This window comes from Edaphobacter sp. HDX4 (assembly GCF_036877565.1).
Lineage (GTDB): Bacteria > Acidobacteriota > Terriglobia > Terriglobales > Acidobacteriaceae > Edaphobacter.
Genome location: NZ_JAEDXW010000038.1, coordinates 1 through 13092 on the forward strand (window position 1 = coordinate 1; position 13092 = coordinate 13092).

The 13092-nt window shown below is 59.7% G+C and carries 9 protein-coding genes; 6 read left to right on the forward strand and 3 right to left on the reverse strand.

The window, feature by feature from the left end:
- Positions 1-253 precede the first annotated feature (253 nt).
- The 4 genes from JAO29_RS22340 to JAO29_RS22355 all read left to right on the forward strand — a co-directional run bounded on the left by JAO29_RS22340 (position 254) and on the right by JAO29_RS22355 (position 6544).
- Positions 254-1900 (forward strand): FAD-dependent oxidoreductase, encoded by a 1647-nt coding sequence (locus tag JAO29_RS22340; RefSeq protein ID WP_334270496.1) that lies wholly within the window; start codon positions 254-256, stop codon positions 1898-1900.
- A gap of 22 nt (positions 1901-1922) precedes the next feature.
- On the forward strand, positions 1923-3395 hold the full coding sequence (locus tag JAO29_RS22345; protein ID WP_334270497.1) for an ATP-binding protein: 1473 nt from the start codon (positions 1923-1925) through the stop codon (positions 3393-3395).
- Positions 3396-3447: 52 nt separating this feature from the next.
- A complete protein-coding gene (locus tag JAO29_RS22350; protein WP_334270498.1) occupies positions 3448-3870 on the forward strand; it encodes a VOC family protein in 423 nt (140 codons plus the stop codon).
- Positions 3871-4000: 130 nt separating this feature from the next.
- Positions 4001-6544 (forward strand): glycoside hydrolase family 95 protein, encoded by a 2544-nt coding sequence (locus JAO29_RS22355; RefSeq protein ID WP_334270499.1) that lies wholly within the window; start codon positions 4001-4003, stop codon positions 6542-6544.
- Between the two features lie 18 nt (positions 6545-6562).
- On the opposite strand, the gene JAO29_RS22360 is transcribed toward JAO29_RS22355, so the two are convergent.
- On the reverse strand, positions 6563-7489 hold the full coding sequence (locus JAO29_RS22360) for an alpha/beta fold hydrolase (protein ID WP_334270500.1): 927 nt from the start codon (positions 7487-7489) through the stop codon (positions 6563-6565).
- A gap of 110 nt (positions 7490-7599) precedes the next feature.
- Here JAO29_RS22360 and JAO29_RS22365 point away from each other — a divergent pair, with 110 nt between their 5' ends.
- Positions 7600-7809: a hypothetical protein gene (locus JAO29_RS22365; RefSeq protein ID WP_334270501.1), complete on the forward strand. Its 210-nt coding sequence runs from the start codon at positions 7600-7602 to the stop codon at positions 7807-7809.
- 63 nt (positions 7810-7872) lie between these two features.
- Complete coding sequence (locus JAO29_RS22370) at positions 7873-8832, forward strand: quinone oxidoreductase family protein (RefSeq protein WP_334270502.1); 960 nt, start codon at positions 7873-7875, stop codon at positions 8830-8832.
- Between the two features lie 19 nt (positions 8833-8851).
- On the opposite strand, the gene JAO29_RS22375 is transcribed toward JAO29_RS22370, so the two are convergent.
- Together JAO29_RS22375 and JAO29_RS22380 are read right to left on the reverse strand one after the other, a co-directional pair.
- On the reverse strand, positions 8852-9922 hold the full coding sequence (locus JAO29_RS22375) for a VWA domain-containing protein (RefSeq protein WP_334270503.1): 1071 nt from the start codon (positions 9920-9922) through the stop codon (positions 8852-8854).
- Positions 9919-13077 (reverse strand): hypothetical protein, encoded by a 3159-nt coding sequence (locus JAO29_RS22380; protein ID WP_334270504.1) that lies wholly within the window; start codon positions 13075-13077, stop codon positions 9919-9921. The genes JAO29_RS22375 and JAO29_RS22380 overlap by 4 nt, the downstream gene beginning before the upstream one ends.
- Positions 13078-13092: the final 15 nt, after the last annotated feature.

Below are 13092 nucleotides of genomic sequence, written 5' to 3' on the forward strand. Positions count from 1 at the left end.
ATGATTCGATTCATGGAGATCTCCTGCAACGGGGTCTTCCGCCCCGTGCTCCTCTCATCGGCGCCATCCGGTCCGCCTGACTCTTGTGTCTTCAATTCGGACAAACCCCCTCTGGTCGAAGTCCAAGCCTGTGTGTTCTTATCCTCTCAAATCCCGGGACGGAACAGGGCTTTTTGAATCTCGACTCTGGCGGAATCCATCAAATCGACTGCGGGGTGTGCAAAGACACGGACCCGCAAAGTATAACAAGGGTATGCCGAAGCCAATCTTGCTTGCCATTGACGACGATACCAGCGTGCTTGAAGCGGTGGTTCAGGACCTGCGCCGCCACTACGGGCAGGACTACCGCATCGTCCGTGCGGCGTCGGGAGGTGCGGCACTGGATATCTGCCGCCAACTGCAGGAGCGTAACGACACCGTAGCCCTCTTCCTGTCCGACCAGCGCATGCCGGGGATGACGGGCGTGGACTTCCTCCAGCAGGCTCTTCACATCTATCCGGATGCAAAGCGTGTTCTTCTGACCGCTTACGCGGACACCGAGGCGGCGATCCGTGCCATTAACTCAGCCAAGATTCACTACTACCTGAACAAGCCCTGGGATCCGCCGGAAGAGAAGCTTTACCCGGTCCTGGACGATCTTCTTGAGGCATGGAAGCAGGGCTACAAGCCGCCGTTCGAAGGAATTCGGGTCGTCGGTATGCGCTGGTCGGCCAAAGATCACGCAGTTCGGGATTTCCTCTCGAGAAACCGCATCCCCTACCAGTGGCTGAACCCGGAACAGACCCCGGAGGCACTGAACCTGCTGAAAGAGAAGGGCGCGGACGACGCAAAGCTGCCCGTGGTTCTCTTCGGGGATGGAACGGCGCTGGTGCAGCCGACCTCCACAGATCTTGCGGCGAAGCTTGGCATGCCAACACAGGCGCAACAGAAGTTCTATGACATCGTCGTCGTCGGTGCGGGCCCCGCTGGGCTTGCCGCAGGCGTCTACGGCGCGTCCGAGGGCCTCCGTACCCTGGTTGTGGAGCCGAACGCTCCGGGCGGTCAGGCAGGATCCAGCTCCAAGATCGAGAACTACCTAGGATTTCCCTCGGGACTCAGCGGCGAAGAGCTCGCAAAACGCGCTTACCTGCAGGCTACCCGGCTGGGAGCCGAATTTCTGCTGCAACGGGTGAGCTGCATCCGGTCCGAGAACAACTATCAGATTGTGGTCATGAACGATGGGCAGGAGATCACCTGCCATGTCTGCCTGATTGCGACCGGCGTCGACTACTGCATGCTGGACGTCCCCGGAGCCGAAGAGTACACCGGCGCAGGTGTCTACTACGGGGCCGCACTCAGCGAGGCGATGGGTTGCGCCAACGAGACCGTTTACATCGTTGGCGGTGCCAACTCAGCCGGCCAGGCGGCGATGCACTTCTCGCGCTATGCGAACAAAGTCCATATGCTCGTTCGCGGCGAGTCGTTGACCAAAAGCATGTCGAAGTACCTGATCGACCAGATTGAGTCCACTCCCAACATCGTGGTGGAGACGGGCACAGAGATCAGCGGCATGTCAGGAAACGGTCATCTGGAGTATCTAAAGTTGAAGACTCCACGGGGAGAAGAGGGCCGGGAGACAAGCTCACTGTTTATCTTCATCGGTGCAGCTCCTAAGACGGACTGGCTGCCCAAGGCGATCGCCTGCGACCCGAAGGGCTTTATCCTCGCCGGCCCGGATCTCAAGGCAAAGGCTGCAGCAAGCTGGAAGCTGAGCCGGGATCCTTACCTGCTCGAGACCAGCGTCCCCGGCATCTTTGTCGCCGGCGATGTCCGCTACAACTCCGTTAAACGGTGCGCCTCTGCTGTCGGAGAGGGCTCGATCGCCATCCAGTTCGTTCACCAATACCTTGCCACACTTTGAAAGGTCTGAATCCACCACAACCATGAGCCAACATACCCAGGTCATTCAACAGCCCGTCCCAACAGCAGCCATCAGCGACACTCTCTTCTCTCAGCTGAGAACGACGCCGATCTTTTCCTCGCTCAAAGATGAGGAACTGCGCTGCCTGAACGGACTGGAGGAGATCTGGCTGAAACAGGGCGAGCTTCTGGTGCGCCAGGGCGAGACGGGGCATAACTTCTGGGTGCTTCTGGACGGCAACATGGTCATCTCTCAGACCATGTCTGACGGGCGCGAGATGGATGTCACCTCGCTGTCTCCCGGAAACGCCTTCGGTGAGCTTCCGCTGCTGGCCAATATTCCGAATGCAGTCAATCTGCGGGCAGAGAAGCCGAGCCATCTGGTCCAGATCAGCGAAGAGGGCTTCTGGAGCCTGATGACGACGTGCCCGGATGTCCGCAAGGCGATCCTGGGAAATATGGCCAAGCGCTTCCAGAAGATGCAGAGCGTCACGATTCAGCAGGAGAAGATGGCTTCGCTGGGGACCCTGGCTGCGGGCCTGATGCATGAGCTGAACAACCCTGGCTCAGCGGCGAAGAGAGCGGCGTCGCAGCTGCGATCGAACCTGATGCGAATGCATGAGCTCTCTGCGAAGTTCAGCAAGACCAACCTGAGCGTCGAGCAGAAAGAGTGCCTTCACGACCTGCAGGAACATACGCTGCACGCAAAACAGACCGTCGTCATGAGTTCGCTCGAGCAGAGTGACGCAGAAGAGGCGCTGGCAGAGTGGATGGAAGGCGCGGATATCGAGAATGCCTGGAAGATGGCTCCGACCCTGGTGTCGATCGGCCTCAAGGCGCAGGATCTCGAGTGTGCCAGATCAGAGTTCCCCGGCTCGACCCTGTCGGATGCCCTGAACTGGGTGGAGGCCATGGCATCCAGCATGCAACTGGTCGGTACGATCGAGGAGAGCATCGGCAGAGTCTCGGACCTGGTGATGGCGGTCAAGTCATACGCCTACGAGGGCAAGGGTCTGAAGCAGTCGGTAGACATCAACAGCAGTATCCATGCGACGCTGGTGATTCTGAGCCACAAGATGCGCGAGAAAGAGATTACGGTGGAGAAGGACTTTGCTCCCGATCTGCCCGCGCTGCAGTGTGAGTGCACCGGCCTGAACCAGATCTGGACCAACCTGCTGGACAACTCGATCGATGCGGTGGGGCCGCATGGAAAGATATCGGTCCGGACCTGGGCGGAAAAGTCGAAGACCAACGACCAGCGTCTGGAGATCTGCATTCGCATTGCGGACAACGGAAGCGGAATCCCTCTCGAAAGCCAGGAACATATCTTTGACACCTTCTACACCACGAAGCCCGTGGGTGTGGGAACGGGACTGGGACTGGGCATCGTGCACCGCATCGTCGATCAGTACGGCGGAATCATCCGGTTTTCCTCCGTCCCCGGCAGCACCGAGTTCGTGGTTCGACTCCCCGCGCAGACTCCGCAATATACCTGAGCTGGACCCGCACCCGTCGAACCCCGTTATGATGAACGGAAGGAGACTTCCGGTGCCACTTACTCCCTTCCATCTAGCATTTCCTGTCGACGATCTTGACGCTGCTCGAGCCTTCTACGGAGGCCTTCTCGGCTGCCCGGAAGGTCGGAGCTCTGCCCAGTGGATCGATTTTGACCTCTTCGGACACCAGATCGTCACCCACCTGAAGCCTTCCAAACAGAAAGACCAGACCCATCACAATCCAGTCGATGGGCATGATGTCCCGGTTCCTCACTTCGGCGTCGTTCTGCAGATGGAGCAATGGGAGGCATTATCGGAGCGGCTGAAAGCAGCGAACGTCTCCTTCGTGATTGAGCCATACATCCGATTTAAAGGGGAGACAGGGGAACAGGCTACGATGTTCTTCCTCGATCCGGCGGGAAACGCGCTCGAGTTTAAGGCCTTCGCCGACATGGGTCAGCTCTTCGCCCGGTAAGGATGTTCCGCTGAGGCACTAGAATGGTCGGGACGCAGGAGCAGTCCGAAACCATTGTTGTCCTGAATTTCTGTTTGCCACGAGAAAAAGCCGGACGGAAGGGTTTCGTACCGGCAGGGGAGCCTGATCGATGTCCAATCGCCCGACGCGCCGCCGTTTTCTTGCAACCTCCGCCGCTGCGGCCGCAACGATCTCACACACCAAGGGGCTGGCGCTGCCGTGGCAGGAACCCAATCCCGGTGATGCTCCGACCCCCTACAAGCTCTTCTTCGATCAACCAGCTGCTGCGTGGCCGGATTCGCTGCCTGTCGGAAATGGCCGACTTGGAGCATGCGTCTTCGGGCAGCCGGGCAAAGAGAGAATCCAGCTCAACGAGGAGTCCATCTGGGACGGCGAACAGCGCGATCGCAACAATCCGAGGGCAGCAGAGACCGTACAACGGATGCGAGAGCTCCTGTTTGCGGGGCAGGTTGCAGAGGCGGAGGCGCTGGTGCCGGAGGGTTTTCTCTCCGTTCCCCGTCGTCTCCCGTGCTATCAGACCCTTGGAGATCTCCACCTGGACTTCGGGCCCATGGAAGGATTCACCGATTACAGGCTGGAGCTGAATCTCGATACTGCCATCGTGGCGACGACCTTCACCCACGAGGGAGTTCAGTATCGCCGCGAGGTCTTCAGCTCCGCTCCCGATCAGGTGATCGTGATTCGTCTGACAGCGAGCAGACTGGGCAAGATCAGTTTCACGGCCACGTTGGACCGGCCTGCGAACTTCGAGACGGCAGCGCTGGCCCAGAACCGCCTGAAGCTGTTTGGACAGGCACTTCCGGTCAACGACAACCCGGGACTTCCAGTCAAAGAGCGCCAGGTCGGCATTCAGTACTATGCGGAGCTGCTGGCAGTTTCAACCGATGGTGTCACTTCGACGAAAGATAATGTGCTGACGGTGGACAAGGCGTCGGCGGTTACGCTGTTTCTGGACTGCGCAACGAGCTATCACTATCCCGCGGGCGAAGGGATCATGCGGGGTGCCGTGGTAAAGAACCTGCTGGCTGCCGCGTCGCGGCCGTTTGCGGAGCTGCGCGCGCGCCACCTTGTGGACTACCAGAGATACTTCCGGCGAGCGACCATCAGTCTCGGCGACTCCGCTGACGCCAATGCCAATGTTGCCACGGACAAGCGGCTGGAGAAGATCAGGCAAGGCGGCGAAGATCTCAGCCTGCTGCCGATCTACTTCCAGTACGGACGCTACCTGTTGATCTCGAGTTCGCGCCCGGGAACCCTGGCGGCCAATCTGCAGGGAATCTGGAACGAATCGGTGGATCCGCCGTGGGGATCGAAGTACACGGTCAACATCAACATCCAGATGATCTACTGGCTGGCCGAGCGTGCCGGGCTTTCGGATCTGCATGCACCGCTGTTCGATTTGATCGATCGTACGCGCGGGCCGGGCTACGTGACCGCGCAGAAATACTACGGAGCGGGCGGATACGTGGTGCACCACAACACCGATATCTGGGGAGACTCGTCGCCGGTCGACGCGCTGGGTGGAGGAGTGTGGCCCATGGGAGCAGCGTGGATGGCGCTGCACATGTGGGATCACTTCGACTACACGGGCGATGTCACCTTCCTGCGCGAACGCGGCTATCCGCGGCTGCGCGAGAATGCACAGTTTCTGCTGGACTACATGGTGACCGACCCCAAGACCGAGCGCATGGTGACAGGTCCATCGTGCTCGCCTGAGAATAAGTACAAGCTTCCGGATGGAACAGCGCACAACGTCTGTATGGCTCCGACCATGGACATTGAGATTGTGCGTGCGGTGCTCACCCGCCTGCTGGAGTCTGCGTCGGTGCTTGCAACTTCGCCCAACTGGGATGCCACGGCAGACGCGGAGCTGCACAATCGCGCGCGGCTCGCACTGATCAAATTGCCTTCCTTCAAGATCGGCAAGGCGGGCAACCTGCAGGAGTGGCAGCAGGACTATGCCGATGCGGAACCCGGTCACCGGCACATCTCGCATCTTTTCGCGCTGTTCCCTGACGATCAGATCACGCCGAATCGAACGCCCGACCTGGCTCGAGCAGCACGGGTGACGCTCGACCGTCGGCTGTCCAATGGCGGAGGCTCCACCGGGTGGTCGCGTGCCTGGGTTCTCTGCTGCATGGCGCGGCTACAGGACGGAGATGCCGCGTATGAAAGCCTGCAGCGTCTGCTCGCCGATCACACGCGCGGAAATTTCTTCGACATCTGCGGCAAGAAAGCGAACTCGCCCTTCCAGATGGACGGCAACATCGGCGGACCAACCGGCATGGTTGAGATGCTGCTGCAGTCGCACGCCAGCGGGGGAAGCAGCGAGGCCGCACAGCTGAGGGGAGCGGAGTCGGCGGCCAACGTCATCCGGCTTCTGCCTGCGCTGCCGAAGGCGTGGCAAAATGGCTCGTTTCGCGGGCTGCGGGCCCGAGGCGGTCTGGAGATCGACCTCGAGTGGCAGAATGGCAAGGCGACCATGGCGACCCTGAAGGCTCACCTCGATCTCACGCACCACATCCTGGCCCCAAAGGGGCAACGCATTGCGTCCGTCTCGCCCAGCCAAACGGAGACGATTCCCGGTGCAGGACCCGATGAGTTGGTCCTGCCCGTTAAGGCAAACGAGGTCTTCACGGTCAAGTTCTCCTGAGGCTCCGCGCGGTCCGTCTCACGGAGTTACCGGCGAGCCAATGAAAGCCAGAAGGTCTGCGGTGAACCGCTCAGGCCGTTCCCAATGCAGGGCGTGACCGGTCTCGGGATAGGCCTTCAAAGAGGCACGAGGGATGTTCTTGAGCAGGGCATCCTGATCTTCGCGGCGGAAGATGGAGTCCTTCTCTCCCCAGAAGAGGAGCGTCGGAACTCGGATCTTCTTCAGTTCATCGAGCGACTCACCAGCCCCGATGCTCGCAGCGAGTCCATGCCAGGTTGCAGCGGGAACCCGTTGCGCCTCCCCCACCATCATCTCGAAAAACCATGCCGGGACCGGGTAGTAGATCGTGCTCGCCTGAAAGTCCCGGGCAAAGGTGTAAGGGATAGGATCGGCTAGCTTCGCGAAGGGACTGGTAATGTCCTCGCTGGAGGATCTCTTTCGCTGCGTGCCGGGACCGGAGCCGATCAGAACCAACCGGTCGAGATGGCCGTTATCCTGTTCAGCGATCTTTTGCGCGACAAAGCTTCCGAGAGAGTGCCCGACAAGGGTCGCGTGACGGATTTGAAGCTGCTCGAGAAATTCGAGGATATCGCCGGCAAAGTCAGCGCGTGAATAGCCCGCGGGCGGATGGTCGGAGAGACCGTGACCCCGCATCGTAATCGCATAGACGCGGTAGCTCGAGGGCAGAAGAGGGAGCACGCGCGCGAAGGAGTGCCAGGAGTCTCCGGCACCGTGCAGAAGGACGATGACGGGACCGTCGGGATTGCCCTGCACGGCGTAGTTCAAGGTAATCCCATTCTGTAGCTTGATGACCTGAGAGGAGATGCGATCCTCAGCAGATGTATCCTGCCTGCTCTGGGAACGGGAAAAGTTCGAGTTGAAGAGAACAACCAGCAGGAGTACAAACAGGGTGCGCCGAAGGTACGCGAGGTTGAAGTGCTGCATGAGACACCTTCCATCGGGAGATAGGTCTTGCACAGCAGGAAAAACGAAGGTTATATATTTCGGCAGGGATTGCCGCACGGGTACCGCCACTCTACACCATGGATGACCGGATGCAGACTCGAGGGCGCGGCGAGGGAAACAACGTGAACACGAGCACCGCGCGAACGCTGCTGACCATTCTTATGTATGCGGGTGTCGGGATCTTTCTGCTTCCCTACGCCATGGGCAAGGCATCGATCGCTCCTCGGCTGATGCTCCTTGGGGGACTTATGGCTGTCATCTGCGGACTTTTGCGCTGCTACTTCACCGAGGGTGACTAGAACGTCCGGCTTGAATCGGCTGGAAGCCAGGTCACATCTATAGACGGCAGAGGAGATCCGCTGATGAATGCCGCCGTCGTCGAGAGCTATACCCGCAGTCCACACTACGCATCCTTTACCGATCCCGTGGCCCAGACCGGAGAGCGCCTCGTGAAGGTGCTCGCAGCCGGACTGCACCCGATCGTGAAATCACTCGCCAACGGAACCCACTACGGCAGCACGGGGCAGTTCCCCTTCATTCCCGGGGTCGACGGCGTGGGACAATTCGAAGATGGCAGCACAGCTTACTTCGGCGCGGCACGCCCTCCGTTCGGGACGTTCGCCGAGTACTCCTTAGCCCGGACAGACTTGCTGGTCCAGCTGCCGGACGGGCTCGACCCGACGGCTGCGGCAGCGATGGCGAATCCCGGCATGTCATCCTGGGTGGCACTCAAGGAGCGTGCAAAATTTCTACAGGGCGAGAGCGTTCTTGTTTTGGGAGCGACGGGAGTAGCCGGTCAGCTGAGCCTCGAGATCGCCAAGCGCCTCGGAGCGCGACACATTATCGCGGTGGGCAGGCATATCGACGGGGATGCGATGAAGGAGCTGGGCGCAGACTCAGTCATCACGCTCGGCCAGGATCAGGAGACGCTGGTGAAGTCGCTTCGCGAAGAGCTAGATCGCAACGGTGTTGACGTCATTCTGGATTATCTCTGGGGACAGCCTGCGGAGATGGTCTTTCAGGCAATCGCGCAAAAAGGCCTGGATCATGCTGCACCCCGACTTCGCTTCATCCAGATTGGCAACAGCGCTGGCGCGACCCTGACCCTTCCTGCCGCAACCCTGCGCAGCTCCGGGGTCGAGGTCCTGGGCAGCGGATTCGGGAGCGCGTCTCTCCAGCAGATCCAGCTGGCTATCGGGGAATTCTTTGCGTCTGCGTCGGAACGGCCATTCGCGATGAAGTTTCGTGCAGCACCCCTCAAGGACGTGGAGAAGCTCTGGAACGAGCCAGCCGAGGGTACACGCCTGGTCTTCCAGCCCTGATCCGGGACCGAACGTTACTTCATTTTGCAACCGGATCGGACGAGGCCGGAGAGCCGGCAGCGGAGGCGATCTGCGCCGGTTTCAGAACACGATATCCGTCACGCGTACGGATGCGATACTTCTGGGCATTCTCGCCGACGAGCTTGACGGTGATAGTTCGCCAGCCCCGGTTGGGATTGGGCTGCGGATAATAGCTCAAGGAGTAGAGATGGGCGAGATCTTCGCGGATCGAGGCGAAGGCGTCCTTCTCATCCTTCCAGCTCTTTGCGAAGTAGGCTTTGCCTCCTGTGGCCTTGCTCATTCTCTCGAAGACTGCCGAGGAGATTGGCTCCGCCTGAGCATCGCGTGTGCTGATCATGTAGATAATTGTTCCGGTGGACTGCGCAAGCTCTGCCACATCCTCCGGCGGCACCAGGCTTGCATTGTCCGGACCGTTGGAGAAGACGACGATCGCCTTGCGACCGGTAAACTGCGCAGCGTCCTTGACGGTCATCAGCAGCGAATTGTAGAGCGCTGCATCATCTCCGGCGACTGTGCTGCGAACTCCTCGAAGAACCGTGGAACGCTCGGACGTGAGCGGAACGGCGCGAGAGAGATCGCGGCTGTAAGAGTAGAGCGCCACACGAGAGATTCCATCGAGCGAGCGGACGAAGTCGGCAATCGCATCCTGTGCGAAGACGAAGCCACGATACATGTAGTTGCTGGTATCGAAGAGGATGAAGACGTTGGAACTCGTAATCGACGGACCGATTGAAGCCGGTGAATCGGCGGTAGCGGTCCCTTGGGTAGTCTGCTTTATCGTCTGCTCGACCATCTTGCCGTCCGGACCGCTCAGCACAAGACGGTGGGTCGGCTCGTTTCCTTCCTCAAACGTGGCGATCTTTTGCGGGATCTTATCCTCTGCGATGGCAAAGTCTTCAGGTTTGAGACCGCTGATGTAGTTCCCTTTGCGATCGGTCACGGCAACGTTTAGCTGCACCAGGACGACATTGACCAGAATGCGGGAATCATCCTGCGCTGCCGTTCTGCGTTCGCCCCCCAGCACAAGCAGAGAGGACAACACTAAAATTGAAAGAAGCGATTTCTTCACCGTGAGCCTCCAGAAGCTGGTATCTGCGGCTGACCGTCAGGCGCCTGCAGGAGAGTTGTTGTCGTCGCAGAGGGGAAGCCAGTGACCTTCCCTTGCATAAACTCCTGGCCAGCTTCCTGCATGGCTCGTTCGAGAGCCGGCCAGTCTTCAAGATCTGTCGCGAAGATCTTAGCGGTCATGCGACGGGTTAGTTCAGGAACCAGCCGGTTGAGCGCTGCAGGTTCGTAGCCCTTTTCATCTGCCAGACGCGCCCAGTAAAGATTGTTCGACTCCCAGGACTCGCCAAAGAGGCGGCTGGACGCTCCTCCGAAGGACGGGAATGGCTTTACATAAAGGAGGCCCGGGGCATAGCTGCGGGCGAGAACGGGATGAGGAACCCCGAAGTCATGCGAGAGCCGTTGTGTCGTGGTGTCTGAAGGATATTGGCTACAAAGTGTGTCGAGCTGCTGGTTCTGAGGGCCAATCGAGGCTACCCGGGCGGGATACCTGCGGCGATACTCTGCCGCGAGGTAAAAGGTGTCGGCAGGAATCGTCTGGGCAAGGATAGCGATGGCGTCTTCGTTGTTGGCGAGCGATTTATCCAGCGTCTCCAACCGTTGCGGCGCCATCCGGTTAGCCAAAATACTGCTGACCTGTCCACGCAGCGCAGCATCGTGCTCGGCCATCAACAGAAGCTCCTCTCCGGAGCGCTGATAGAGAGTGACGGCGTGTAGTTCGTGAGGGCTTATGCTCCACCATCTGGGAACGGTCGCACTGACCAGCAGATCGGGCACCAGCTCCTTCCAGATGAGAGCCTGAATGTTCTCAGGAGCAATAAAGTCCTGCTCGGTGGAAGCAAGCGCATAAGGAAGGTCCGAGAGGGAGCCCATCAGGTAAGCACCTCCTCCGGCCGGAGTTCCTACCCCCATCAGCTCAGGAGGCATCCACGATCGCTCGGTGGAGACTACGGTCAGGCCCGAGAAGTCGTGCGAACGCACGAAGAGTGAATTGTTGTGGAGCACCTGCGCTCCGGGCGGCTCGTAATAGGCGTAGTTCAGGCCCACAAGGGCATCGCGCAGGAAAGGAGACAACTGCCCCCGGGCAGACTCCAGCTGCGACTTTGTACCCGGCCCTTTGATGACCTTGGTCAGGTCAGTCTTGACCTGGAGTTCGGCGTGATGGGTGGAATAGACTCCGGGAGCCCAGCTGATCTTCTCGCTGTTCGTGAAGATGGGTCGCGGCATCTCGAACTCGCGAAGCTCACCGGCCAGTGCAAGCATGTTCTGCTGCGCGGGCGCACCCTGCGCCATGGCGGCCAGACCATCGCTCAGACCGAAGAGCGTATCGAGAGAGACCAGCCTCTGGTCCTCGAAGACGTTACGGATGCGGGTCCCGATCTCCTGCCGTATGCGTTGTCCTTCGGCAGTCTGCTGCGGAGGTCCTGCCATCAGGTCGACCAGAGCTTCCTGCGAGATGTTGGTGGCTCCGGCTGACTTCATTACCTCCGAAACCGAAGACCTCGCCGCATCGAAGAGCTGAGAGGAAGAGGTAATCTTTGCGAACGGCCCCATGGCTTTCATCCACGAGTCGTTCAGCTCCGCTGCGGGAATCTCGCCCTGACGGGCGAGAATCTGCCAGATCCCGACATTTGCCTGCATCGCGCCCACCACATTGCCGCGCAGGGTGACATTGGAGATCCCCTCGATGGATTCTGCGACGTTCATGAAGCGAGTGATGGACTCGTCGTTGAGTTCGGGGAATTCAGAGAACACCAGATACCACGTGCCGAAGCGCTGGAAGTTCTTCGTCAGAAGACGGCAGGCGTCTGCCGATAACTTGCCGTTACCAGGTCTTCCTGCATCAATCTCGCTGAGCGTGAGATACGCCTGAAGCGGACCGGTGTCGGTATCGAGGCGCGACAGCGATGCCATGGCTTCAAGCAGCTGCTCGGAGTTGTTCCATCCACGAGCCCGTTTTGCCCACGTGTGGACCAGCTTGTAGTCCGACTTCTGCCCGAGGGCTTCTTTCCAGAGATCGATGCCTCCGGGCACGTGAGGCTGACCGTCAGGGTCCCACTCGACGCGGGTAAACAGAAGCAGCAGGCCGGGAGCCTTGCGAAAGACACTGGCAGTCGCAGGCGGATCGATCTGTGGGAAACGGAAGGCTTCGTAGAGACGCTTCATCCGCGCCGGCTCTGTCAGGTGCTGCTGCTGGGATACGTTTATACGGGAAAGGACATCGTAGTACGCGGCCAGCCAGCCGTTATCCTTGGACACCAGGTGTGAGACAAATTCGCCAGGATTGTCCGGACCGGCCCCGGCTAGCTCTCTCCACACCGGTTCGGCTTTCGCTCCTCCGGGTACGAGAACACGGCCGGAACGGATGGAGATCTCACTGCCGTAAAAGTCGAGAACCGGCGCATAGGGAAGCAGCCTCGCCAGTCCAGGAGCTCGTGCCAGCGCCAGGTTGGTTTCATCGTCATTGCGGGACATCGCCCAGTAAAGGCGCGCTATGCCCGGCTCCCTCACCATGAGATCGACAAGGTTATCTGCGGACCGCTTGCGATCCAGCGCCAGCCAGTCAGATTCTCGCATCAGGACTGGAACCCTCGTGGACGGGAACGAATAGTTGAACTCGACTCCCTTCTGCAGTGATTCCTCAAGCGTCATCAGCGGGAAGCCGGAGTCGATGGTCAGAAATGCAAGGTCGGGATTCGAGGTTGCGAGAGTGAGGCCTTTGTCCTGGCAGTTCCCGACTACGCGATAACCGAGGATCTGCAGCAGCGTGCCCGCATCCCCGCAGCCCCTCACGTTGATCGTTCCGCTGCTACCGGCGAGAATCCGCAGCTCCCGCGCCTGCTGGACATACCGACTCAGAAGAAGGAGGAACTCGGTCGGCTTCTGCTGGCTGTAGCCCTGCATGAAGACGTTGCGTGCGAGCAGGGGCATAACTTCTTCTGCCGGAACCTTCTGGCTGATGCCGGCCATTCGCAGGAACGATCGCAGCGGTCCCGGGATGACGACTCCATCGGCGGCTCGTGAGACGGAACTGCCGCCAGGGCTGTTTCTTGAGAGTCTTCGCGAAGAAGCTGCCTGACTCCAGACGACAGGAGGACAGGCGAGCAGCGCGGTAAGAGCTAATGCGAGAAGATCGGGCCGCCGAAGGATGTACCTCATCGCAGACACCTCATG

What these genes read in the sequence shown, in the direction of transcription:
- JAO29_RS22365 (WP_334270501.1), top strand. Translation starts at nt 7,600, where the DNA reads ATGCAGACTCGAGGGCGCGGCGAGGGAAACAACGTGAACACGAGCACC.
- JAO29_RS22340 (WP_334270496.1), top strand. Translation starts at nt 254, where the DNA reads ATGCCGAAGCCAATCTTGCTTGCCATTGACGACGATACCAGCGTGCTT.
- JAO29_RS22345 (WP_334270497.1), top strand. Translation starts at nt 1,923, where the DNA reads ATGAGCCAACATACCCAGGTCATTCAACAGCCCGTCCCAACAGCAGCC.
- JAO29_RS22360 (WP_334270500.1), bottom strand. Translation starts at nt 7,489, where the DNA reads ATGCAGCACTTCAACCTCGCGTACCTTCGGCGCACCCTGTTTGTACTC.
- JAO29_RS22380 (WP_334270504.1), bottom strand. Translation starts at nt 13,077, where the DNA reads ATGAGGTACATCCTTCGGCGGCCCGATCTTCTCGCATTAGCTCTTACC.
- JAO29_RS22355 (WP_334270499.1), top strand. Translation starts at nt 4,001, where the DNA reads ATGTCCAATCGCCCGACGCGCCGCCGTTTTCTTGCAACCTCCGCCGCT.
- JAO29_RS22370 (WP_334270502.1), top strand. Translation starts at nt 7,873, where the DNA reads ATGAATGCCGCCGTCGTCGAGAGCTATACCCGCAGTCCACACTACGCA.